This window comes from Natrinema salifodinae, assembly GCF_900110455.1.
Lineage (GTDB): Archaea > Halobacteriota > Halobacteria > Halobacteriales > Natrialbaceae > Natrinema > Natrinema salifodinae.
This window is the reverse complement of record NZ_FOIS01000001.1, coordinates 871,541-895,700: the sequence shown is the minus strand read 5'-3', so window position 1 is coordinate 895,700 and position 24,160 is coordinate 871,541. Positions and strand designations below refer to the sequence as shown.

Sequence of the window (24,160 nt, the reverse complement as noted above, 5' to 3'; positions counted from 1 at the left end):
GGCTCGCTCTGGCGGAGGACGACGTTCGAACGAGGTCGCAATCCAACCGAGGGTGAGCGCCACCGCTATCGGGCGTGACGAACGAGGACGAAAAACGTGCCGAGCGTGACCGACCGGTTCAGTCGTCGATCGGCGCCGCGCTCGAGAGGGCTTCGTCGATGTCTGCCTCGGCCATCTTCTCGACCAAGGCGTCGATCACTTCCTCGCGCTTGCCGGTGACGAACTTGATCGAGCCGACGACCAAGTGGCCGCCGCCGGAGACGCCGCCGCCGGCGATCTCGGCCTCGAGTTCCGAGACCATGTTCGGGATGTCCAGGCGGACGCCGTCACTGCGGAGGACGGCGAAGTCGGGGCCGTAGCCGACCGTGATGACCGGATCGCCGGTCTCCTCGATCTTGCGGTCGTGGATCTCGCCGGTGGTCTTCCCCGGAGCGGGGTAGGTAAAGCGGTGGGCGTGGTTCTCGACGTCGATCCGGTAGAGGTGGGCGCCGTTGTCCAGCGTCTCGTGTTCGAGGTGGGGCGTCGCGGCCTCGAGCTGTTCGTCGACTTCCTCGCGGGCCCGGTCCGCGAAGAAGGAGACGAGTTCGCGGTGGCGCTCCTCGTCGTCGCTGTCGACCTGAAGCAGGTCCTGAATCAGCTGATCGCCGGAGTTGTAGCGCAGCCAGAAGGCGGCGTAGTCCAGAGCCTCGCTGACGTCCTGCAGACGCTCCTCGTCGTAGCCCTCCGCGGCGGCGAGTTCGAGGTAGTCCTCCATCGCGTCGGCCTTCGAGCGGTCCGAGAGGCCGGCGACGGCGGGGACATGGCGCAGTTCCTCGGTCAGGTCGGGGTAGATCATCCGCGCGAGTTCGACGCAGAGCATCCCCGTCGTGATCCGGTAGTCCTCGTCGTGGAGATACGGATTGACGTGGGCGTCGAGTAAGTCGCCGACGGCGTCGGGGTCGGGGTGGTGGTGGTCGACTGCGACGATCGGGATGTCGTAGTGGGCCAGCGTCTCGTAGGCCGGCACGTCCTCGGCCGTCGACCCGTTGTCGAGCATCAGCAGGAGCGGGAGCTGCTGGCCGTGGCGCTCGCGGTCCTCCAGAGCGAAGTTGAGGTCGCGGGTCGCGTCCTCCATCTCGTAGAAGGGCGCCTTCGACGGCAGCCGCTTGATGAGGTGGCGCGGCGCGTCGTCGTCCTCGTGGACGTCCGCGATGAATCGTTCGAGGGCGATCTGGACGGGGACGGCGGCGCACATCCCGTCGCCGTCGGCGTGGTGGCGCACCCGGATCGGGCGTCCTTCGAGGACGGTTCGGCGGAGCAGCCTGGCGACCTCCTCCAAGTTCGGGCGGAGCTTCTCGAAGGCCGGCCAGTCGATCAGCGGCTCGACGTCGTGGGGTTCGGCGCGGGTCTCGAAGGCGTTTTCGAGGCGTTCACGGGCGTCTTCGGCGTCCTGATCCTCGAGCTTCGAGAGGCCGTCGACCTCGATCTGAACCGATCCTTCGCGGTGTTCGGGCGCGCCGGTCACGCGGACGACATCGCCGACCTCGATGGAGGGGTAGGCGCGGACGCCGGCCTCCTCGAAGGCGGCACAGGGGACGACGCCGTCCTCGTCGGCGATGTGGAAGATCGTCGGCCCGCCGGTCTGTTTGACCTGGGTGACCTCGCCCTCGAGGTGGATTTGTTCGCCGAGGTTGCTCTCGAGGCGGTCCGTGCCGGTCAGGGCGTAGTCGTGGGAGACCTGCCGGAGCGTGTAGTCGTCGACGTCGACGGGCTCGAAGGCCATGTCGCCGTTCTCGCGGACGCTCTCGAGTTCGACGACCAGTTCGTCGCCGACGGCGTAGGTGCCCTCGAGGACGGATTCGTGGACGAGACCGGAGACGGAGTCGGAGAGATCGACGAAGACGCCGTAGTCGACGATGCCGTTGATCTCGGCGAGATAGGGTCGGTCGTACTCCACGTCGTCAGCGGTACAATCGGAAGCGAGATCGTAGACGACGGAATCCCCGTCGTCTGCGCCGGGGTCCCCGGCGGAGTCACACGTCATCTTGATTCGCCGTTTGGGGGTGGTCGCGTATAACCCTTGTCAAGAAGCGATGGGCGCCCGATCGAGTTGACGCGACCGAGGAGTAGTTACAAGCCGCGTCGCCGAAACTATCCGTGCATGACAGTGTCATTCCCGCCCGAAGAAGGCGACGAGTACGCGTACGAACGGTCGTTCGACCGCGAGGACGTCCGCGAGTTCGGCGAACTCTCGGGCGATCAGCAGCCGATCCATACCGAGCCGGACGAACTGGGCCGATTGACCGTCCAGGGGCTGCTTACCGCGACGCTACCGACGAAGATCGGCGGGGATCTCAACTACATCGCGCGCAGCATGGAGTTCGAGTTCGTCCAGCCGGTCCACACCGGCGAACGGATCTCCTGTACGTGTCGCCTCGACTCGGTGACCGAGCGCGACGAGTACTACGACGTGCGGAGTTCGACGGTCTGTACGAACGAAGCCAACGAGGAGGTGTTGCGCGGCGACATCGACGGGATCATCCCGAAAGACGCGGTGTCCGAACCGGACGACGAGTGATCGGTCGCTCGCGGCCGCCGTGAGCCGTGAGCGGTGACGTGCGTCCCGATCGATCCCGGCGGCGTTCCGCGCGGACCGAGCAACGGGCGCATCGGAACGTTTAGCAACCGCAAGGCCGCAGATGGGGATATGGGGCTGTTAGACGCGCTGTTTCGCTCGAGTGAGATCCTCGGGATCGCCGAGGAGACACTCGAGTTCGCCCTCGAAGCCTCGGAGGCCGCCCATCCGGACGAGTACATGGGGTTTCTCCGGGGTACCGAGGCACACCGGCTGGGCCTGGATCGGGACGGACTCGTCATCACGGACATCCTCGTGATCCCCGGCACCGAGTCCAACAGCGTCAGCGCGACGGTCAAGACGAACCAGATACCCAACGACATGAAGGCGCTGGGGAGCGTCCACTCCCATCCCAACGGCGTCATCAGCCCGAGCGACGCGGACTTGGAGACGTTCGGACGGGGCAGCGTCCACATCATCATCGGCGCGCCCTACCGCCGGACCGACTGGCGGGCGTTCGACTCGCAGGGAGAGCCCACTCAATTGAACGTGATCGACGTCGACCTGCCCGAGACCGAGGAGTTCTTCGATTTCACGCAGGCGGACATCGACGAGGAACTGCGACGATGAGATTCGCTATGCGCGAGACGATGCCACTGACTACGGGACGCACCGCGACGGAACCGACGGCCGACATATCGAAGGCGAGACCCACATGACGCGGACGGTTATCGCGCAAGGCACCTTCGACATCCTCCATCCGGGCCACGTCCACTACCTCGAGGAGGCCGCCGCGATGGGCGACGAACTGGTCGTGATCGTCGCCCGGAAGGCTAACGTCGACCACAAGGAGAAGCCGATCTGTCCCGCGACCCAACGTCGGGACGTCGTCGGCGCGTTAGCGGCCGTCGACGAGGCAATCCTCGGCCACGAGGAGGATATCTTCGTCCCGATCGAGGAACTCGATCCGGACGTGATCGCGCTGGGTCACGATCAGCACCACGACGACGCCGCCATCGAGGCCGAACTCGAACGCCGCGGGATCGACTGCGAGGTGCGCCGCGCCGGCGCCAGGGAACCCGCGGCCGAGGACGAACTGCTGTCGACGCGGCTGATCATCGAGCGGATCCTCGACCAGCGGGGATAAGCGGCGAGAAAGGGCGGCGGTCGTCTCGAGTCGCGGCATCGAGAGAGCGGGACCGACGTTCGCCCGATCGGGTTCGATTTCTCGCTCAGTTCTCGATGACGACCGCGGGCGGCGGCAGCCGGAGCGAGTCGACCGTGTGCCCCGTCTCGACGAAGTGCTCGATTGCCTTCTCTGAGACTTCCTTTTCTGTATAGCCGTCGGCGGTACTTATCTGCCAGTCGCACTCGAGACAGTACTTACACATTCGTCGGTCTAGCCGGTATTCGCTCACAAAGGCGGGAAAGGCCCGTGCAGGAAATCGAAGGGACCGGCTCTTGCCGGTGCGAGGAAGTAGTCCGTTTGGATGGTCGGGATGGGGAGGGAGGAGGTCGCCGGGGGTAGCGTCCCGCTTCGGGCCGCCTCCGTGACCCGGCGCGAGGATAACCGCGCGCGACTAGTCGTCCGTGACGCCGGGGTTGGTCGCGGCGCCGTTCGCGGCCGAGCCGAAGTCGCGGCCGTACTTCGCCAGCACGCCGCTCGTGTACTGGGGTTCGGGCAGATCGTGTTCTTCGAGGCGCCGTTCGATCTCTTCGTCGGAGAGGTCCACGGAGAGTTCGAGGTCGTCGATGTCGATGGTGATCGTGTCGCCGTCCTCGAGCGCGGCGATGGGACCGCCGACGGCGGCCTCCGGAGCGACGTGGCCGATGGAGAACCCGCGGGTCGCGCCGGAGAACCGGCCGTCGGTAAAGAGCGCGACGTCCTCGGCGTGACCCTGGCCGGCGACGGCCGACGTGACGCCGAGCATCTCGCGCATGCCGGGACCACCGCGGGGCCCCTCGTTACGAATCCCGATGACGTCGCCGCTCTCGACGCGGCCCTCCTGGACGTACTCCATCGCGTTCTCTTCGTTCTCGAAGATCCGGACCGGACCCTCGTGGTGAAGGTGGTCCTCGCCGGTGATCTTGATGACGGCGCCCTCGGGGGCGAGGTTCCCCGTCAGGATGCGGATGGCGCCCCGCTCGTGGATGGGGTCGTCGACGGTGTGGAGGAAGTCGGCGTCGAGGTCCGCGACGGCCGGCGGATCGACGCGTTCGATGGCCTCGGCGAGCGTCTCGCCGGTGACGGTCAGCGCGTCGCCGTGGAGCAGGTCGGCCTCGAGCAGCTCCCGCAGGACGACCGGCACGCCGCCGACCTCGTGGAGGTCGTTCATCACGCGCTCGCCGCCTGGCTGGAGGTGGGCGATCTTCGGCGTGCGGGCGCTGATCTCGTTGAACTCCTCGATGTCGAGATCGACGCCAGCCTCGGCGGCCATCGCCAGCAGGTGGAGCACGGCGTTGGTCGAACCGCCGACCGCCACCTGCAGCGCGATGGCGTTCTCGAAGGACTCCTTCGAGAGGAAGTCCGAGGGTTTGCGCTGTTCGTGAACGGCTTCGACGGCCAGTTCACCGCTTTCGCGGGCGACCTCGTAGCGGTCCTCGTCCTCGGCCGGGGGCGAGGACGACCCGAGCGGTGCGAAACCGATGGTCTCGGAGATAGAGGCCATCGTGTTGGCGGTGAACATGCCGCCACAGGAGCCCGCGCCGGGACAGGCGTTGCGCTCCATCTCGTCGAGTTCGTCCTCGGACATGTCTCCCTCGGCGACGGCGCCGACGCCCTCGAAGACGTTCTGGACCGTGATCTCCCGTCCCCCATGCTCGCCAGGCATGATCGACCCACCGTAGAGGAACACGCTGGGAAGGTCCGTCCGGATGGCCGCCATCATCATCCCGGGCATGTTCTTGTCGCAGCCGCCGATGGTGACCAGGCCGTCCATTCGCTCGCCGAAGGAGACCAGTTCGACGGAGTCGGCGATGAGCTCCCGGGAGATCAGCGAGGCCTTCATCCCCTCGGTTCCCATCGAGATGGCGTCGGAGATGGTGATTGTGCCAAACTCGATGGGCATGCCGCCGGCCTCGTCGACGCCCTCGAGCGCGGCCTCGGCGACGTCGTCTAAGTGGACGTTACACGGCGTAACGTCGGCCGCGGGGTTTGGAACGCCGATCATCGGCGCGCCGAAGTCCTCGTCGTCGAACCCCATCGCTCGGAACATCGCGCGATGCGGCGCCTTCTCCGCGCCCTCCGTCACCTCGCGGCTCCGGAGGTCCTCGTCCTTGCCGTAGTCGAATTCGCTGTCGCTGCTCATGGTCGGACCTTGCGTCGGAGGGACATAAGTTACCCTTTCCCGGGCAACCGTTCGATCGAATCCGATCCGGTCGAACGGGTGCGGCTGATCGAGCCGATTCGAGAGGGACGATCCGTCTACAAGCACTCCTGTGCCGGCGATAGTCTCGGCACCGCAGATTCGGGATCGCCGCGGGGCAGGTCCAGCGGAGCCGCCCGTACTTGGCCCGCGCCTGGCGGCGGGCGGACATCGCGTCGGGAGCGATCGTAGACGACGGTCCCTTCGCGGCGCACCAACCGGGAGTGATAGGAGTCCTCGAGGAAGCGCAGCGATTCGTCAAAGCCGCCGGTCGCTTCGCAGGTCGTCCGCCGGTCTGCACGGCGAAACGCCTCTCGTGATCGGAAACGCGGAGTTCGAGAGAGACGACGTCTGAAGCGCCGCCATCATTTTTCTTCCTGTTCGCTAATTGTAACGGCAATTGCCTCCAGATATATCTATGATGAAATAGTACGTCACGGCTGAATGTCAGAGAATGACAATCACAAATTCAGTGATCGAACCGATGAACCGAATCGAACGATCAGCAGACGCACGGTTGTCCGCGGCGCCGCGGTGGCCGGTCTCTCGCTCGCCGGCGCGGGGGCCGCCTCGACGGCGACGGCGGCCGCCGGCGAACGGGTGTTCTTCCAGTACTTCCACGAAACCTGGCCGACGATCACGAACGACCTCTCGAGGGTCGCCGATCGGGGCTACGACGGGATCTGGATCCAGGCGCCCCAGGAGAGCGAACTGACCTGGGACGATCGGGACGGGCGGAACGACCCGCCACTCGGCTACCAGCCCGTCGACTTCCGCTCGTTCGACAGCGAGTTCGGAACCGAGGACGACCTCCGGGGACTCATCGACACTGCACACGACCACGGCCTCGAGGTGTACGTCGACTGCGTGATGAACCACATGGCCGCGGACCGCGGGTACGACTTCCCGCAGTTCGGTGAGGAGCACTTCCACACCCACGTCGGATCGATCGACGACTGGGACGACGAACATCAGGTCGAACACGGGAACCTTCTCGGCCTGAAGGACCTGGCGCAGCTCGAGACCCACGGCCACGATGACACGGCGCCGTACGTCCGCGAACAGCTCTCTGACTACATGGAAAAGATCGCGAGCTTTGGCGCGGACGGCTACCGGTACGACGCGGTCAAACACGTCGAAGCGGAGTTCTGGGAGCGGTACGCCAATCCGTGGGCCGACGAACTCGGCATGAACCGCGTCGGCGAGGTGTTCGACGGCGGCGTCGACTACGTGCAGACCTACATCGACACCGGCATGGACACCTTCGACTACCCGCTGTACTGGACCCTCGACGAGGTCTTCGACCACGGCGACATGAGCCGCCTCGAAGGGGCCGGCGTCGTGGCGCAGGATCCGTGGCACGCCTGGCCGTTCGTCCAGAACCACGACGAGGGCGCGCCGTCGCAGTACCACCTCGCCCACGCCCACGTCCTCACGATCGAGGGGACCCCAATGGTGTATAACTTGTATCCGGACGAGATCCTCGACGACGACGCGATCACCAACATGGTGTGGGTCAAATCGAATCTCGCCGGCGGCGAGACGCACTGGCGCCACACCGATTCCGCCCTCGCGATCTACGAACGGGAGAACAACCTGCTGGTCGGGTTGAACAACGACACCGACGAGTGGCGCGGCGAGCAGGTGTCCACGACCTGGCGAAACGAGACGCTCAACGACTACAGCGGCACCGCCGACGACGTCGAGGTCGACGGCGACGGACGGGTCGAGGTCTGGGTGCCGCCCGAGAGCTGGGTGTTCTACGCGCCGCCCTGACCGGCCGATCGGGAGTCGATCCCGCACGATCGTTGCCACCGTCGAAATTCCCTTGACGGCGCTTCCCCTACGCCGCGACACATGGCGACCGTCAGCGTCAGCGCGGGTGCGCGACTCCACGTCGGCTTCCAGAACCTCTCGCTCGCTCGCGAGCGACTCTACGGCGGCATCGGCGTCGGACTCGCCGAACCCCGAGTCACCGTCACCGCCGAACCGGCCGAGACCATCGACGCCGACGACCGCCTGGTCCGCGCGTACGCCCGCCGCGCGACGGAGATCCTCGACGAGCCTGGCGTCGCGGTTTCGATCGAGGAGCGACTGCCGCGTCACGTCGGCCTCGGCAGCGGCACCCAACTCGCGCTCGCCGTGCTGACGGCCACCGCACGGGCACACGGCCGCGACCCGCGAGTCCGCGAGCGAGCCCCTGCGATGGGCCGAGGCGGCCGCAGCGGCGTCGGCGTCGCCACCTTCGAGGACGGCGGCTTCGTCGTCGACGCCGGCCACCCGACGAACCGGTTCACGACCGAACCGCCCGCCGAGGGTGACTGGACGGTACCGCCGGTCGTCGCCCGCCACGATCTGCCCGCCGACTGGCGATTCCTCGTCGTCGTCCCCGACGCCGAACCAGGCCGCAGCGGCGACGACGAGGACGCGAGCATGCGCGCGGTCGTCGAACGCGCCGATCCCGCCGTTTCCGACGAGATCGCCGGCGTCGTTACCCGGAAACTGCTGCCGGCCGTCGCCGCGGGGCGGCTCGAGCCCTTCGGCGAGGCCGTCGCCGAGATCGGTCGCAAGAACGGCGCCTGGTACGCCGACGCGCAGGGCGGGGTCTTCCGGCCGCCCGCGGGTGCGCTCGTCGAGGCCTTGGAGGACTGTCCGGTGCTCTCGGGGGTCGGCCAGTCCTCGTGGGGGCCGGTCGTCTACGGGGTGACCGACGCCGCCCACGTCGCGGAGGCCGAAGCCGCGGCCGAGGACGCGCTCGCGGACCGCGGACTCGACGGCCGAGTGTTCCTCGCGGAGCCGGCCGAGACCGGCGCGCGAGCCCGGACGGACGACGCCGGTGATCGACGGTAGCGGGGACGAAGAGCAGGGAGCGAGCGGCAACGCGAGTCGAGCGAAGTGGAGTATTTTTGCGTGTCGAGTTCGTACGCCCACGATATGCAATTCTGCGACGACTGCGGCTCCATGATGAAAGCACAGGGCGACCGCATGGTCTGTACGAACGAGGACTGCGGCGCCGCGAGCGACCGGGACCGCGAGCAGGAAGCCGCGTTCGTCACGACCGAGTCCCAGACCGACGACGACGTGATCGAGTCCAGCGAGGAGGCCAACTTCGAGGGGAAGCCGAAGGCCACCGACGTCGTCTGCGATGAGTGCAGCAACGAGGAGGCCTGGTACACCCTCAAGCAGACCGCCTCGGCCGACGAACCGCCGACGCGGTTCTTCAAGTGCACCGAGTGTGGAAACCGCTGGCGGGAGTACAACTGATTGGCACGGCAGTCTCCAGCGACAGGAACGGCGCGAACGGCCGCACTCCTGCGGGTCCTTCGAGATGGACGATGCGGATCGTCGTCGAGGCGCCGACGACGATCGCGGAGCGGGGAGGCGTTAGCCGGGACGATAGTGAGCCGAGGAGCAAGAGGTCCTCGCCGAGTACCTCCCGGATCTCGGAGTTGTAATCGCTCGAGACGAGCTACCATCTTCGAGCACCCGCGATTTTCGGCGATTCGTATCGGTCGCCAGGCCGTCCTCATCTGATAGAAACGCACGTTGACCTGATCCGTTCCGATGCACGCGGTCCGATCGACCGTAACGTTCGACGATCGGGTAATGAATGATAACAATGGGCAAGGAATATGCGTGGATTCCTCGTAGTACGTGTATGGACGCGATTGATCGGCCGTCGTTTGCGTCCGACGCCAGCAGACGCATCTACGAGTACGTCGAACGGCACGGGACCGTCGAACGTCACAAGGTACTGGACGTCGTCTCCCTCCCTTCGGAGGAGTTTCGAACGCGACTCGAGGAGCTGAAATCCGACGGATACCTCGAGGAGGACGGCGGAACGCTACGGATCGCGCTCGAGTTCGGTGCCGTCGAGAAACACGACTTAGGCGAGTTCACCGTCGTCATTCGCCCGGCCCGGCAGATGGATTTCGAGGGGCTGGTCGATACAATCCGGGACGTCACGGCGAAAGAGACGTACGTCGTCGCGGAGACCATCGCCGAGCAGCTCCTGTACGAGAACACGGTCATCAGGCACAACGCGGTCCAGTCTCGGACGTTCTTCGTCGCGACGGTCGACGGCGACGTCGTCGGGTGGACCCACCTCGATTGCGATGGGGTCGACCCGGTCCGGGAAGTCGCCCAACAGACCGTCGGCGTTCGCGAGGGCTATCGGGGCCACGGGATCGGGAGCGCGCTCCTGCAACGCGGGATCGAGTGGGCCGAAGCGAACGGCTACCGGAAGGTGTACAACAGCATTCCGGTCGTCAACGACACCGCGCTCGAATTCCTGACCGTCCACGGCTGGAACACCGAGGCGATCCGCAGGGACCACTACACGATCGACGGCGAACACATCGACGAGGTGATGATGGCGTACGAGCTGTAGTCGCCAGCGTCGACCGTCGAGAGCGACCGTCGGCCGAGGCCCGGTCCGGGGCGCAACGTTCACATCGGTCCGGACGAATCGACGGGTAGACGAATGTCCGACGGGCCGCGGCTACCGGGGGTCGATGTCGAGGACGAGGACGACGAGGACCGCATCGTCTGTCACGTCGACGCCGACTGCTTCTACGCCTCCTGCGAGCGACTCCGCGAGCCCGACCTCCGCGGCGAACCCCTCGTGGTCGGTATGGGATACGAACCAGGCGAAACCATCGGCGCCGTCGCCACCGCCAGCTACGAGGCCCGCGAGTTCGGCGTCGAGAGCGCCCAGGCCATCTCGACGGCGCTCGAACGGCTCCCCAGGCGCGCGGCCTACGAGTCCGGCGACCTCGAGAGCGACGTCGCGCGCGAGCAGACCGGCCACTACCGCCCCGTCGACATGGACTACTACGAGTCCGTCGCGGCCGACGTCCGGGAGATCCTCCACGACTGCGCCGACGTCGTCCGCGAGGTGAGCATCGACGAGGCCTATCTGGACGTGACCGACCGCACCGCCTGGCAGGTCGCCGACGGCTTCGCTCGCCACATCAAGGACCGCATCCGCCGGGAGGTCGGCGTCACCGTCAGCGTCGGCGTCGCGCCGACGATGAGCGCGGCGAAGATCGCCAGCGACTTCGACAAACCGGACGGGCTGACGGTCGTCCGACCGGGCGAACTCCGGGAGTTCCTGGCCCCGCTGGCGGCGGACCTGCTCCACGGCGTCGGTCCCGTAACCGCCCGCGAACTCCGGGAAATGGGACTCGAAACGGCGGGCGACGTCGCCGCGGCCGACCCGGAACCGCTGGTCGAGCGGTTCGGCGAGCGCGGCCGGGAACTCTACGACCGCGCACGGGGCGAGGACGACCGGCGGGTCCAGCCGAAGGGCGATCCTAAGAGCTTCTCCCGGGAATCGGCCTTCGCCGACCCCGTCTCGGAGCCGGAACCGAAGTACGAACAGATCGAGACGCTCGCCGCGGCCGTCGCCGACCGCGCCCGGCGAGAGGGCGCGCTGTACCGGACCATCGGCGTCAAGGCCGTCACGCCGCCGTACGACGTCAACACGCGCGAGCGGTCGCTGTCCGGCCCGATCGACGACCCCGATCTGGTCGACCGCGTCGCCCGCGACCTCTTCGCCGAGTTCGAGACCGAGCCCGTTCGCAAGGTCGGCGTCCGCGTGGCCAACCTCGAGTTCGCCGCCGCCGACCAGGCCAGCCTGGCGAGTTGGGAACGGGACGACGACGGTTCCGAACCCGCAGCCGAAGTCGAGACCGATCCCACGGACGAGACGGGGGACGAGGATCGCAGCCGAGAGACGGAGTCAGAGTCGGAGCCAGAGTCGGAATCGGAGCCGACTGCTGTGCTCGACGACCGACCGAGCGGTCAAACCTCGCTCGCGGATTTCTCGTAACCACTCGGTCAGAGCGATAGTCATCAGGAGCGGAAAGAACATCGAAATTATAACCCCTCCCCGACAATCACCGTAGCAGACTTCAGCACACCGCCCCATGTTCATATGACAGAGGACTTCTACGATCTTCTCGAGATCCCTCCCGACGCCTCCCAGGACGAGATCAAGGAGGCCTACCGCGATCAGGTCCGGGTCTATCACCCGGACGTGAACGACGACGATCGCGCGCAGGCCCAGTTCACCGCCGTCAAGACCGCCTACGACATCCTCGGCGATCCGGTCGAGCGCCAGGCCTACGACCGACTGGGTCACGAGGAGTACGTCGCCAAGCGGACCAGCGGCCTCCCCTCGCCCGACGTCTGGAAGAGCGATAGCGACGATGATGAGGACGACGAGGACGAGAGCGGCACGGAACTGAGCTACTCGGAGTCGGAGTCCGAGACGGAGAGCGAATCCGCGTCGGCATCGGCCTCGGCGTCGACCGCGTCGTCGACGGCAGCCGCCGACGATTCCGCCGCCACGGTGAGCGGTTCGACAACGGGGCGTTCGGCCACGACCGGCGCGGCCGGGTCGCGCGCGTCGACGTCAGCGGCCGGCGCAGCGTCGGCCGGAACCGCGACCGACTCCTCGAGTGCGACCGGAACGGGGACAGGCGCGAAAACGGGACCCGGAACCGGTTCGGGATCGAGCGGGCCGTCCGGGGCCGCGACCGGCGAATCGGAGCGCGGACCAGGCCGAGCGAGCGGGACCGGGACCGAAACTCGTACCGGGACGGCCGATTCGGGGCCCGCCAATCCGCTCGTCCGCTGGTGGCGTCGCCAGAACTTCTCCCTGCCGCTGATCTGGCTCTCGGTGCTCGTCTACGCCGTCGGGCTCGGCCACTTCGGACGCGAAAACGGCGCCGCGCTCGGCTCGCTCTGGGCCGACGTGCGCGGCGTCGGCACCGATCCGGCCGGCCTCTGGGCCCTGCTCTCGGAGAGCCGCCACGGCATCGACACGACGGTCGCGTTCGTTCGAGGCGTCGAATTCGTGACGCCGCCGCTGGCGCCGACGCCGTGGTACGCCGCGCTGGCCGGCGTCGTCGCGCTCGCGCTGGCTTGCCTGGTCGGCGTCCGCCTGGTCCGTCGAGAAGCGGCCGAGCGGTGGGACCCGGTGACGATCGACGAGACGATCGTCGTCGCGCTCGCGGTAACGGCCGCGACGGGCCTGGTCGGCGGCCCCCTGCTCGCGGGGGCGACGCTCATGCCTTTGCTGTTCGGCGTGATCGTCCGCCACACCAGGCGCGGGCCGGGCTGGACGCCGTCGTACCTCTACGTTCTGCCGGTCCTCGCGCCGCTCGTGGGCCTGGGCGCCGCGGCGGCGGGCGTCGCTTCGCTCCCGGCCGATCTGGCTGCGTTCGTCGTGCTGCCGCTGGCCGGCGCGCTCGGACTGCCGCTGCGGGCGACGATTCGGAAACACTTCGGTCGCTGATTGCCCGCCGGGTACGCCGGACGCGGTGTCGCCGGCAATCCGCGTCTACCGCTGCGCCGGGACGAGATGTCGTTCGTAGGGGTCGTTTCCGTTTGCCTATAGTTGCTTGCGTTACATGATCCGATCTTATCCTAGGACAGAAATATAACTGATACGTCTGATGTTGTATACGATTCCATATATGATCTAGTGGCCCGACTCTACATCCCGAATCTAGCGATATGATCTCTCTTGATAGCTATATTAGGCGCATCCCTCATCTCCCACCCCACTATTTCTTATATACGTTCCTAAATCGTCTTTATCTCTAAACTACACAGAAATAGGGGCGTATTTAGAGTATTACCGACTATAGTACTGGTCTGATAAAATAAATGCAAACCATACATCGTTGCAAACATATTTTATACGCAATAGATTTGGGTCTGATATGTTTCGTCTGAGGGCCACCATGAGGGATCTCAGATTCGGTCTCTCTTTCGCCGTAGGGGGACTCGAAGTTCCACCAGGAATTCGGACGCGCTCACGGTGCTCGTAGTCGAACGATAGTTACCCCGTCGAGCATGCGATCACTCAGCTCATGTCGGCATCGGTAGAATCGCGAAAACGCTGCTGGAAGACGTACATTTTACCCAGGGTACCGCGAACCAACGGGTACCGTATGGACGCGAACGATCGGTCTATCATCAGTTTCGTTATGCTATCGCACGCGATCGTGCACACGTACGAGCTCTCGATTCCTATTCTCATGCTCCTGTGGGTGGACGCGTTCTCGATCTCAATCGGCTCCCTCGCCGTCGTGGTCTCCGCCGGCTACGCAATGTTTGGATTAGGGGCGCTTCCGACCGGCGTCCTCGCCGACGTCTACGGTTCGCGAACGCTGATCGTCTGCTGTCTCGTCGGCATGAGCGCGTCGTTTCTCCTCGTGAGCGCGGCGCCGACCCTCCACGTCCTCGTGCTGGCGCTGGTCTGCTGGGGCATCGCGGCGAGCATCTACCACCCGGCGGGGCTCTCGCTGATCAGTACGGGCGTCGTCGACCGCGGCACGGCGTTCGCGTATCACGGCGTCGCGGGCAACGCCGGTATCGCCCTCGGTCCTCTGGTGACCGCGCTCCTCCTGCTCGTCGTCGACTGGCGGCTCGTCACCGTTCTGCTGTCGCTTCCGTCCCTCGTCGTCGCGGGCTACGCGCTGACGGTTCGGTTCGACGAGCACGCCGGCGCGAACGCGCGCCGGGCCGACGCGGACGAAAGCGCTGCCCCGTCGGCGTCGTCGCTGTCGGAGCTGTGGGCCGGCTCGAAGGCCCTGTTCGCGACCGGGTTCGCCCTCGTTTTCGTCATCGTCATGCTCAGCGGGTTGTTCTACCGCGGAACGCTGACGTTGCTGCCGGAAATTCTGACGACGATGCTCGAACCGAGTATCGGCGACCTCCGGCTCTTCGATCCCAACTCCGCGCTGGCGTCGGAGTTCGAGCCATCGCGGTATTTCTACACGGGACTGCTGCTCGTCGGCATCGGCGGCCAGTACGTCGGCGGGAAACTCACCGATCGATTGCCGACCGAACGGGGACTGGTAGTCGCGTTCGGCTCACTCGCGGTCATCGCGCTCGCCTTCGTCCCCGCGGCCCGGGCCGGCGCCGTCTCGCTCGCGCTGGTCAGCGCCGCCCTCGGCTTCGTCCTCTTCTTGATCCAGCCCCTGTACCAGGCGACGATCGCTCGGTACTCGCCGGCGAACGCTCGCGGGCTCTCCTACGGCTTCACGTACGTCGGCACGTTCGGCGTCGGCGCGCTCGGTGCCGCGCTCACCGGCGTCGTCTACGACGGCTTTGGGATCGTCCCGATGTTCGCGACGCTCGCCGGTGTCGCGGTCCTGGCCTGCCTGCTCAGCGGCTCGCTGCTCGTCACCGGCGACGCGGCGAATGGGACCCGCGCGGCGAACGTGGACGGCGACTGACAGTCACGGGGGTGGAGTCAGTTAGTCGGCCGGTTTGGACGCGTTTCAGACAGCATCGTTCCGACGCGGACAGGGCCGTGCAGATTAATACCATGGACCACCGACGGACCGGTGATGGACGAGCGATCGCCACGGATTCCAACGATCTCGACGAGAGACGAGCTACCGCCGAATCAGCGCGACCGGTACGACAGTATCGCGGAGGGTCGCGACGACGTCAGCGGGCCGTTCCCCGTACTTTTGCAGCACCCGGAGTTGGCCGAGAGAGTGGGACGTCTCGGAGCGTATGTCCGTTTCGAGAGCGCACTCGCCGGTCGAGAACGGGAGCTGGCGATCCTCGCGACCGCACGCGAGTTCGACTGCGCCTACGAATGGGTCTTCCACGAGCCGATTGCCCGACGAGAGGGGGTCCCGACGGCGACCATCGACGCGGTCGCCACCGATGATGCGCTCGACGCGGTGCCGGACGCCGACGCTCTCGTCGTCCGGTACGTCCGAGCACTGCTCCGCGACCACGGAGTTTCCGAGCGGACGTTTCGACGAGCCGAGGAACGCTTCGGCGTCCGGGGCCTGGTGGAACTGACCGCGACCGCGGGCTACTACGCGATGCTCGCCTGCGTGCTGAACGCGTTCGAGGTCCGCCCGGACGAATCGCCGCCGTTTCGATCAGCGACGTAGCAGCGCTCCGCGAACGGGTCAGCGGCCGACGACCGACGCGAGTTCCCGCTCGACGTCGTCGAGGTCGATCGTTCGGCTCCGGACGTCGGCGTCGTACCGCTCCTTGTAGCCCGAGCCAGTCAGGACGGTGACGACGTCGTCACTCGGCTCGATCTCGCCCCGCTGCGCCAGGCGGCGAACGCCGGCGACGGCGACGGCGCTCGAGGGTTCGACCGAGAGTCCGACCCGCGTCGCGAGTCGGTCCATCGCGTCGCGGATCGCCGCGTCCGGGACCGAGACGACCGCGCCGCCGGTCTCGCGCGCCGCCGCGAGCGCTCGCGTTCCGCTCGGCGGATCGGCGTTCGCGATCGAGACGGCGATCGTCTCCTCGGGGGTCACCGGCGTGACCCGCGGCTCGTCGTCCCGGTACGCGGCCGCGATCGGGTCGCACGCGGCCGCCTGACAGAAGTAGAGTCGCGGAATCTCGTCTATCGCGCCAGCCGTTTCCAGTTCCCGGAGCGCTTTCCAGACCGCGCTCGCCTGGCCACCGCTGCTGACCGGAAGGACGATCGCGTCGGGCGCGTCCGGAGCCGACTGCTCGACGATCTCGTAGGCGACCGTCTTCTGCCCGGCGACGCGAAGCGGCGTATCGGAGTTGACGAAGTTCACGGGGGCGTCGAGCGACAGGGTGTCCGCGTAGAGTCGCCCGTAGTCGCCCTCGACCCGGAAGATCTCCGGGTCGTGGCGGCCGATCAGTTCGAGTCGCTCCGCGGGGGTGTCGGCGGGCACGAACACGGCGCAGTCGAGCCCCGCACCGGCGGCGTACGCGCTCATACTCAACGCCATGTTGCCGTGGGAGACGGTTCCGACCCACGCCTGACCAGCCTCGAGGGCGTACCCGATCCCGACGGCGCTGCCTCGATCTTTGAAGCTACCGGTCGGGTTCTGTCCCTCGTGTTTCAACGAGAGGGTACAGCCGGCGTACTCGTCGAGGCGCTCCGCGCGGACCAGTGGAGTGCCGCCGGGCGCGACGCCGGTCGGGTTCGAGACGGGGAGCGCGTCGATGTAGCGCCACGCGTCGTCGATCGCACCCGCGTCGTCCCAGGCGAACTCGTCCGGTGTCGTCTCGAACCAGAGCGGTTCGCCGCACGCACAGCGCTTTCGCTCGTCGAACGCGTACGTGTTCCCGCAGTCGTAGCAGGATACCGTTCGTGCCATTACCGAGGACCTCGCGTCGAGGCGGTAAACGCTTTGTCAACCGCCGCCTGACCCGGAGCGGCGAGCGGCGGTTCCGGTCGACGGCGAGCCGCGGACGGGGTGCCCGTCAGCGGACGACCGGCGCGTCGACGTCGCCGATCGTCTCGACGGTCGCGCGAACGCGATCCCCCGGTTCGATCGGTTCCGCACCGGGCGTTCCCGTACTGAAGAGATCGCCTGGCTGGAGCGTCATCACGTCGGAGTGGAACGAGACGATCTCCCGCGGCGGGAACAGCATGTTCCGAACCTCGTTTTCGGCGGCGACCGTCTCGTTGACGATCGTCCGGACCGTCACGTCTTCGAGGCGCGGCGGCTCGTCGGGGACGGCGATCGTCGGTCCGACGACGAGGAACGAGTCGAAGCTCTTGGCTCGCGTCAGGAACCGCGGGTTGCGCTGGAGGACGTCCTCCGCGGTCATGTCGATGATGGGGAGATATCCCGCAACCACGTCGTCGACCTCGTCTTCGGCGACGTTGCGACACTCTCGCCCGATCAACACGGCGAGTTCGGCCTCGGCCGTCACGCCGTCGCTCTGATCGGCCGGCGGGAGTTGAATCGGGCCGCCGGGCCCGGTGACGGCGCTCGTCGGCTTCAGGAAGCTTGCGGGCTCGTCCGGCCGTTGCTCGTCCAAGTCGCCGGCGTGTTCGGCGTAGTTCAGCCCGATGCCCCACAGTTTGCCGAACCGTTCGAGAGGCGGACCGAACTGCACGTGTCGCCGATCGATCCGATCGGCGGGGGCCGCGTCCGTGTCGGGGAGCCGCCCGCTCGCAGCGAGGGGGAGCGCCTCGCGAACGCTCGCGACATCCGGGGCGGCCGACGAGAGCGGGACGAATCCCTCGTCATCCCCGAGCAGCGGTCGGCTGTCGGTGGTTCGTGCGAGGTACTTCATTCGTCTCGGTCGGTCCAGAAGTCGAACGATCGGCCGGGCGCGAACACGTCCAGGCCGACCGCCCGCTCGTCGCCGGTGTTCTCGACCTTGTGGGGTTCGTCGGACTCGAGCAGGACGGAGTCGTACCGTTCGAGGGTGACCGACTCGCCGTCCTCGCTCGCGACGGTGAGTTCGCCCTCGAGACAGAGACAGACCTGTTCGTTCTCGTGATGGTGCATCGGGGAGCTGTGGCCCGGCGGCTTCTCGAACCACTCGAACGAGAACCGGTCGCTACCGGCCAGTGAGACCCGCCGCCAGCCCTCGTCGGGTTCGTAAGTCGCCGCGTCGTCGAAGTCGACCGGCTTCATAGGTTCGCCCCCGTGGAGCCGCCGTCGATCAGGACGCTCTCGCCGTTGATATAGCCCGACAGCGGCGACGAGAGGAAGGCAACGGTGTTGCCCAGTTCCATCGGATCGCCGATCCTGTCGAGGGGGTTGCTCGCCCAGTCGTCGAGGCCCTCCTCGTAGGAGTCGTAGTCCCCGCGATCGACCGCCTGCTCGACGAGGCTCTCGATCCGTTCGGTCTCGTGTGGACCCGGGAGCACCGCGTTGGCCCGCACTTCGGGCGCGAACTCCTGGGAGAGGGTCTTCTCGAGACCGATGACGCTCATGCGGACCGAGTTCGACAGCACGAGGCTGTCGATGGCCTCCTTGACGCTTCGCGACGTGATGTTCACGATCGTCCCCTCGCCCTCGCGGAGGTGCGGCTCGGCCTCGCGGGCCAGGCGCACGACGCTCATCACGAGCAGCTCGTAGGCCTGGTACCAGTCCTCGTCGTCGGTGTCGAGGAACGGACCGGAGGGGGGTCCGCCGGCGCTCGTCACGAGGTGGTCGATACCGCCGAACTCGTCGACGGTCGTCTCGACCAGCGCCTCGATGTCGTCCTCATCCGTGAGATCGCCCGGTCGAGCGACGACGGTACCCGCGGCGACGTCTTCGATCTCCGCTTTCGCCGCTTCGAGTCGATCCTCGTCGCGCCCGTTGATGACGACGTTCGCGCCTTCCCGAGCGAGCGCCTTCGCGGACGCCTTGCCGAGCCCGCTGGACGACGCCGTGACCAGCGCCGCATTGTCAGTAATCTGGAGATCCATTTCGTCCGTAATCCCCGAGGAGAAGAGCAAAAAGATTTGTGTTGCGGTAACTCGTACCACTCTGCTCTCCGACGCACCCATACGCTCCGTATTGCGGAACCGGACCGCTCGAACGGAGAAAGAGACGCCGTCGTCGCGGCTACGCGGCCCAGAACCGCGAACGAAACGTTGCTTCCCATAGAATTGAGGTAATAGCTATCGCACACCACACAGATATTTACAAACATAGGCATGTAATTCAGGAGAGTCTCGTCTCGGTTCGGTCGGACGAACATTCCGTAATACGGTTCGAAAGTCGGCCGTCGAAGCCGTTGAGCGACCAGTCTCGGAATCGAATCGATCGATTCGGCGCGAAAATAGGGACCGAGAGGGATGATTCCATATGGCGGAATTTTTAACCCATGATCGATCATGGAGTGGTATGATGGAACGAAACACTGGTGGCGGAAATCGGATCGGGAGCACGAAAACGAGCTTCGAGATCGTCCACGAACTCCACGAGAACGGTCCCGCCCGGCTCTCCGAGATCGCCGCCGAACTCGATATTACCGAGAGCACAGCGCACCGGCACCTCAACACGCTCTGTGATCTCCGGTACGTGTCGCGGGTGGGAGAACGGTATCAGATCGGACTCCGGTTCGTGCGGTTGGGCCGAGCGGCGCAAATGAGGGACCCGGCGTACGGAATGGCGAAGCAGTACGTCCAGACCCTCTCCGAGGAAACCCAGGAGCGATCGCAGTTCGTCGTCGAAGATCACGGACTCGGGATCTACATCCACATGGCGACCGGCAGCAAGGCCGTCCGCGCCGGGTTCGGCGTCGGTCGGCAGATCCACCTCCACTCGTCGTCGGCGGGCAAATCGATACTCGCGCACTACCCGCGAGAGCGCGTCGACGACATCTTCGACCGGTGGGAGCTGCCGTCGCTCACCGAGAACACCATCACCGACCGCGAGGAGCTCTACGCGGAACTCGAGGAGGTCCGCGAGCGCGGCGTCGCCTTCAACCGCGAGGAGCACGTCGACGGAATCAACGGGGCCGCGGTCCCCGTCAAACGCGATGGGGCGGTTCTCGGGGCGCTCGCTGTCGCGGGGCCGTCCAACCGGCTGACCGGAGAGCGGCTCGAGGACGAGCTTCCGGACCGCCTGCTCGCGGCCGCGAACGAACTCGAACTGAACATCACTTACTCGTCACCTGATAGTTCGAACGATCACGTCGTCGAGTGAATCAGACGGGCTCGAACGCCGCCGTTCCGTCGTCGTAAGCGAGTTGTACCCGATTTTCGACAGTGACGCCGTCGTCGATGTCCTCAAGCAGTGCCTCCGAGACGTAGAACTCGGCGAGGTCGGTCGTGTTCTCGATCCAGACGATCCGGACCGTCTCCGGGTCGTAACCGCCGAGCGCGTTCAGCGCGACTCGCATCGCCAGTTCGTCGTTCGGTACGACGGGCGGGAGCTTCGCTTTGGCGAGCGAGCCGCTCGTCAGGGCGTTCGCGTAGGTCTTCCGCAAGTCGAGTTGCTCGCCGGCGGCCTGGCGAGTGATATCGGCCAGGCCGATCCCGTTCCCGTTGCCGCTGGTTGCGTCCGTGAGCCCGCGGGCGTAGATGAGTTTGATAGAGGGTGTCTCCGGATCGGGCGCGTTGAGGACACGATATCGGCCGATCACGTTCGTATCCATCCCCGCGCCGGAGATCTCCTTCCCGAGTTCGTCGACGACGAGCAGGTCGATCTCGTCGGCGGGGAGCGTCGCCATCTCTTCGCGAGCGCGGTCGAGCAGGGCCGGCTCGCGCTCCTCGAGCTCCGGCGCCGGAATCGCCTCGATGTGGCCCGTCTCTTCGTGGAAGTTCTCCACCAGCGCGAGCCCGCCGAGCAGGGGGACCGACTTCCTGATGGCCGCGACGAGCGATTCGATCGTCGGCACGTATCCCTGCTCGATCGCCGTCGAGTGGAACGCCTGGGCGCCCCGTTGCTTGCCGAGTCCGACGGTGAGCATCTTGCAGAGTCCGCTCTCGATCCGGCCGGTGAAGTTCGTGTGCGGCTTGACTCGGTTGATCACCATGACCGCGTCAGCCTCGAGCGCGGCGGCCGAGAAGTAGACGGGCGTCGTCGTCCCGTCGACGTCTATCTCGTCGAGTTGCTCGACGTCCATCCGGGCGTCGATCGGCGCACCGATCCGCTCTTCGGTGACGTCCAGCGCCGCGAGGATCTCTCGTTGCCCTTCGGGAGTCGCACCGCCGTGGCTACCCATAGCCGGGACGACGACCGGCTCGAACCCGCGCTCCTCGACGACCGATACCGTCTCAGCGACGACGTCGTCGATCCGGTGGATCCCCCTGCTGCCGACGCCGACGGCGACCGTCGCGCCGGGCTCTATCTCGTCTAACGGGAGCCGATCCAGCTCCGACCGGACCGTCGCTAGCGGATCGGTCAGGGTCTCGGTAGACGGTTCGTAACTGACGCGCGCGAACGGCGGGTGCGGCTGCGGATCGATGAGATCGGCTATGTCGCTCTGGTCGGGGAACTCCATACCCCACGTCTAGTCTCCCGACGTATAGTTTACTGTGGAAATAATTGCCGGTATATGAGTCGATTTTACCGTGCCCCTCAGTCTCATGGTATGGAGATCGACCACGTCGAGTCCTTTCCAGTGGCGATACCGCTGGAAGAGCCGGTGTCCTTCTCGAACCGGACGCTCACCTATCGCGATCACGCGATCACGTACGTCCGGACCGAAAGCGGACGCGAGGGTGTCGGCTACTCGCTTGGCTACGAGGGCGCGGGACTGATCGCCGATGCGGTCGAATCCTTGCTCGAACCGCTCGTCGTCGGCGAGGATCCGCGGGACACCGAACGGCTGTGGCGCGAGATGTTCGACGGGACGGTCCAGATCGGACGGAGCGGCGTGCTTCTCCGGGCGATATCGACCGTCGATATCGCCCTCTGGGACATCAAGGCGAAGGCGGCCGACCAACCGCTGTACAAACTCCTCGGCGGCCACGCCGACACGGTCCCCGCCTACGCGAGCGGCGGCTACTACCGAGACGAGAAGGGCCACGAGGGACTCCGCGAGGAGATGCGCCGGTACCTCGATGAGGGACACGACGTCGTCAAGATGAAGGTCGGTCGCCGGTCGATCTCCGAGGAAGCCGACCGCGTGGCGGCCGTCCGCGACGAGATCGGGTCCGATCGGACGCTGTTGCTCGACGCGAACGGCGCCTGGTCGGGCGCGACGGAAGCGATCCGAGCGTGTCGCGCGTTCGAACCGTACGATCCGTACTTCATCGAGGAACCGGTTATGATCGATAGCGTCGGCGCGATGACCGATGTCAACGAGGCGATCCCGTACCCGGTCGCGACTGGCGAACTCGAGGGACCGCGCTATTCCTTCGAACGACTGTCCGACGACGGCGCCGCTGACATCCTCCAGCCCGACGCGACCGTCTGTGGCGGGATCACCGAGTGGCTCAAGATCGCCCACTACGCGGCGGCCAACGACGTGCGGATCGCACCCCACTACAACTGGAACCTGCACGCGTCGCTGCTCGGCGCGATCGAGAATGGGCTCTGGGTGGAGTACTTCTACCGCGACATGGACGTGAAGGTGTTCGACGATATCGTCGAAACCCCGCTCCGGCCCGACGGAACCGGGACGATTCCGCTCCCGGATGCCCCCGGCCACGGCGTGCAGTTAGACGCGGACGCGCTTGCGGACTTCAACCGGACGTACGAATCGTACCAGGCGAACTGAAATCGACTAGCCGAACTCACCAGCACCATGAAAGACTTCTCGAACCAGATATCGAACCGAGACGCGGACCGCGACGTCGAGATAACCGACATCCAGACCTGCGTCGTCGAAGGGAACTTCGAATGGAACCTGATCAAGATCGAGACCGATGCCGGCGTCACGGGGATCGGCGAGTCCTACCGGGGCGGCGGCGTGCCGGAACTCGTCGAGTACGCGAAGCGGTTCCTGATCGGCGAGAACCCGCTGGACGTCCAGCGGCTCTACAGGCGGATCATCCAGGAGATGTCCGGTCACGGCGGGACGACCGGCAAGGTCATCACCGCCGCCTCCGGCATCGAGATCGCGCTGTGGGACATCACCGGCAAGATCCTCGACGTCCCCGTCTATCAGCTGCTCGGTGGGAAGTTCCGCGACGAGATCCGGATCTACTGCGACTGTCACGCGGGCGAAGCCTACGCCGTCGAGGACGGCTACACCGAGTACGCCGACGCCGACGCGTACTCCCCCGAGGCATACGCGAACGAGGCGCGGCGGGTCGTCGACATGGGGTTTACCGCGCTCAAGTTCGACCTCGACCTCGAGATGGACAACGACCCGGACCCGTTCAACGGTCGGCTCAGCAACGGGGCCGTCGAGTACAAGCGCAAGCTCGTCGAGGCGGTCCGCGAGGAAATCGGCTACGACGTCGACCTCGCGTTCGACTGTCACTGGGACTACTCGGTCGAGAGCGCGAAGCGCCTGGCGTACAAGCTCGAGGACTACGACCTCATGTGGCTCGAGGACTTGATTCCGCCGGAGAACACGGCCGCGCAGATCGAGGTCACGAAAGCGACGGAGACGCCGGTCGCGACCGGTGAGAACCGCTTCCGCGTCCACGAACTCTCCGACCTGATCTACGACCACGGCGTCGACATCGTGACGCCGGATCCGACGACCGTCGGCGGTCTCGGCGAGACGATGCGGATCGCGGATCGCGCCGAGGAGAATTACATGCCGATCTCCCCACACAACGTCTGCAGTCCGATCGGGACGATGGCCTGCGTGCATCTCGGCGCTGCCATCCCGAACTTCGACGTCCTCGAGTATCACGCCCTCGAGGTCGACTGGTGGGACGAGTTGCACACGCGCGACGAGCCGCTTATCCAGGACGGATACATCGAGGTGCCGGAGGCGCCTGGCCTCGGGATCGAACTGGACGAGGGGGTCGCCGAGGACCACCGACTCGACGGAACGGACGGCTTCGAATAGCTATCGAATCGGTACACGGCCGCTAGTCGCCGATTCTGTGGATCATCACCATCGCAACTCT

The 24,160-nt window shown here is 66.1% G+C and carries 22 protein-coding genes; 14 read left to right on the top strand and 8 right to left on the bottom strand.

The genetic code is table 11. The annotated features are described in order from the left end of the window. Positions 1-118 precede the first annotated feature (118 nt). Positions 119-2,023: a Hef-associated nuclease gene (locus tag BMY29_RS04140; protein ID WP_049990781.1), complete on the bottom strand. Its 1,905-nt coding sequence runs from the start codon at positions 2,021-2,023 to the stop codon at positions 119-121. Positions 2,024-2,140: 117 nt separating this feature from the next. Between BMY29_RS04140 and BMY29_RS04135 the strand changes: the two genes are divergently transcribed. The 3 genes from BMY29_RS04135 to BMY29_RS04125 all read left to right on the top strand — a co-directional run bounded on the left by BMY29_RS04135 (position 2,141) and on the right by BMY29_RS04125 (position 3,701). Next, a complete protein-coding gene (locus BMY29_RS04135) occupies positions 2,141-2,557 on the top strand; it encodes an FAS1-like dehydratase domain-containing protein (protein ID WP_049990780.1) in 417 nt (138 codons plus the stop codon). A 129-nt stretch (positions 2,558-2,686) separates the two neighbouring features. Then, positions 2,687-3,184 (top strand): Mov34/MPN/PAD-1 family protein, encoded by a 498-nt coding sequence (locus BMY29_RS04130; RefSeq protein ID WP_049990779.1) that lies wholly within the window; start codon positions 2,687-2,689, stop codon positions 3,182-3,184. An 85-nt stretch (positions 3,185-3,269) separates the two neighbouring features. After that, positions 3,270-3,701, top strand: a complete 432-nt coding sequence (locus tag BMY29_RS04125; RefSeq protein ID WP_049990778.1) for an FAD synthase family protein — start codon at positions 3,270-3,272, stop codon at positions 3,699-3,701. 85 nt (positions 3,702-3,786) lie between these two features. Here BMY29_RS04125 and BMY29_RS20890 read toward each other — a convergent pair whose 3' ends face one another. After that, positions 3,787-3,945, bottom strand: a complete 159-nt coding sequence (locus tag BMY29_RS20890) for a hypothetical protein (RefSeq protein WP_173424922.1) — start codon at positions 3,943-3,945, stop codon at positions 3,787-3,789. 189 nt (positions 3,946-4,134) lie between these two features. Continuing rightward, positions 4,135-5,862, bottom strand: coding sequence for a dihydroxy-acid dehydratase (gene ilvD, locus BMY29_RS04120; protein WP_049990777.1), 1,728 nt, complete (start codon positions 5,860-5,862; stop codon positions 4,135-4,137). 501 nt (positions 5,863-6,363) lie between these two features. Here ilvD and BMY29_RS04115 point away from each other — a divergent pair. From BMY29_RS04115 to BMY29_RS04080, 8 genes are all read left to right on the top strand, one after another. Beyond that, a complete protein-coding gene (locus BMY29_RS04115) occupies positions 6,364-7,695 on the top strand; it encodes an alpha-amylase domain-containing protein (protein WP_081985478.1) in 1,332 nt (443 codons plus the stop codon). Between the two features lie 81 nt (positions 7,696-7,776). After that, on the top strand, positions 7,777-8,769 hold the full coding sequence (locus tag BMY29_RS04110; protein WP_049990775.1) for a beta-ribofuranosylaminobenzene 5'-phosphate synthase family protein: 993 nt from the start codon (positions 7,777-7,779) through the stop codon (positions 8,767-8,769). An 84-nt stretch (positions 8,770-8,853) separates the two neighbouring features. Further along, positions 8,854-9,183, top strand: a complete 330-nt coding sequence (locus BMY29_RS04105) for a transcription factor S (protein ID WP_049990774.1) — start codon at positions 8,854-8,856, stop codon at positions 9,181-9,183. Positions 9,184-9,577: 394 nt separating this feature from the next. After that, positions 9,578-10,309 (top strand): GNAT family N-acetyltransferase, encoded by a 732-nt coding sequence (locus BMY29_RS04100; protein WP_049990773.1) that lies wholly within the window; start codon positions 9,578-9,580, stop codon positions 10,307-10,309. A gap of 93 nt (positions 10,310-10,402) precedes the next feature. Next, a complete protein-coding gene (dinB, locus tag BMY29_RS04095) occupies positions 10,403-11,752 on the top strand; it encodes a DNA polymerase IV (RefSeq protein ID WP_049990772.1) in 1,350 nt (449 codons plus the stop codon). Positions 11,753-11,857: 105 nt separating this feature from the next. Then, positions 11,858-13,222, top strand: a complete 1,365-nt coding sequence (locus BMY29_RS04090; RefSeq protein WP_049990771.1) for a J domain-containing protein — start codon at positions 11,858-11,860, stop codon at positions 13,220-13,222. Between the two features lie 661 nt (positions 13,223-13,883). After that, complete coding sequence (locus BMY29_RS04085) at positions 13,884-15,173, top strand: MFS transporter (protein ID WP_049990770.1); 1,290 nt, start codon at positions 13,884-13,886, stop codon at positions 15,171-15,173. 114 nt (positions 15,174-15,287) lie between these two features. Beyond that, the gene (locus tag BMY29_RS04080; RefSeq protein WP_049990769.1) at positions 15,288-15,851 is read left to right on the top strand and encodes a carboxymuconolactone decarboxylase family protein; all 564 of its coding nucleotides are present in this window, start codon (positions 15,288-15,290) and stop codon (positions 15,849-15,851) included. Positions 15,852-15,869: 18 nt separating this feature from the next. On the opposite strand, the gene thrC is transcribed toward BMY29_RS04080, so the two are convergent. From thrC to BMY29_RS04060, 4 genes are all read right to left on the bottom strand, one after another. Continuing rightward, a complete protein-coding gene (gene thrC / locus BMY29_RS04075) occupies positions 15,870-17,048 on the bottom strand; it encodes a threonine synthase (protein ID WP_049990768.1) in 1,179 nt (392 codons plus the stop codon). Positions 17,049-17,154: 106 nt separating this feature from the next. Continuing rightward, a complete protein-coding gene (locus BMY29_RS04070; RefSeq protein ID WP_049990767.1) occupies positions 17,155-17,976 on the bottom strand; it encodes a fumarylacetoacetate hydrolase family protein in 822 nt (273 codons plus the stop codon). After that, positions 17,973-18,323 carry a cupin domain-containing protein gene (locus BMY29_RS04065; protein ID WP_049990766.1) on the bottom strand — a complete coding sequence of 117 codons (351 nt, stop codon included), beginning with the start codon at positions 18,321-18,323 and terminating at the stop codon, positions 17,973-17,975. The genes BMY29_RS04070 and BMY29_RS04065 overlap by 4 nt, the downstream gene beginning before the upstream one ends. Then, positions 18,320-19,105: an SDR family oxidoreductase gene (locus tag BMY29_RS04060; protein WP_049990765.1), complete on the bottom strand. Its 786-nt coding sequence runs from the start codon at positions 19,103-19,105 to the stop codon at positions 18,320-18,322. Before BMY29_RS04060 ends, BMY29_RS04065 begins: the two co-directional genes overlap by 4 nt. A gap of 421 nt (positions 19,106-19,526) precedes the next feature. On the opposite strand from BMY29_RS04060, the gene BMY29_RS04055 reads away from it, so the two are divergent. Continuing rightward, positions 19,527-20,330: an IclR family transcriptional regulator gene (locus BMY29_RS04055; RefSeq protein ID WP_049990764.1), complete on the top strand. Its 804-nt coding sequence runs from the start codon at positions 19,527-19,529 to the stop codon at positions 20,328-20,330. Between the two features lies 1 nt (position 20,331). Here BMY29_RS04055 and BMY29_RS04050 read toward each other — a convergent pair whose 3' ends face one another. Next, positions 20,332-21,630, bottom strand: coding sequence for a nickel pincer cofactor-dependent isomerase, group 22 (locus BMY29_RS04050; RefSeq protein WP_049990763.1), 1,299 nt, complete (start codon positions 21,628-21,630; stop codon positions 20,332-20,334). A 90-nt stretch (positions 21,631-21,720) separates the two neighbouring features. Between BMY29_RS04050 and BMY29_RS04045 the strand changes: the two genes are divergently transcribed. After that, a complete protein-coding gene (locus BMY29_RS04045) occupies positions 21,721-22,851 on the top strand; it encodes a mandelate racemase/muconate lactonizing enzyme family protein (RefSeq protein WP_049990762.1) in 1,131 nt (376 codons plus the stop codon). 27 nt (positions 22,852-22,878) lie between these two features. Further along, positions 22,879-24,099, top strand: coding sequence for a mandelate racemase/muconate lactonizing enzyme family protein (locus tag BMY29_RS04040; RefSeq protein ID WP_049990761.1), 1,221 nt, complete (start codon positions 22,879-22,881; stop codon positions 24,097-24,099). Positions 24,100-24,160: the final 61 nt, after the last annotated feature.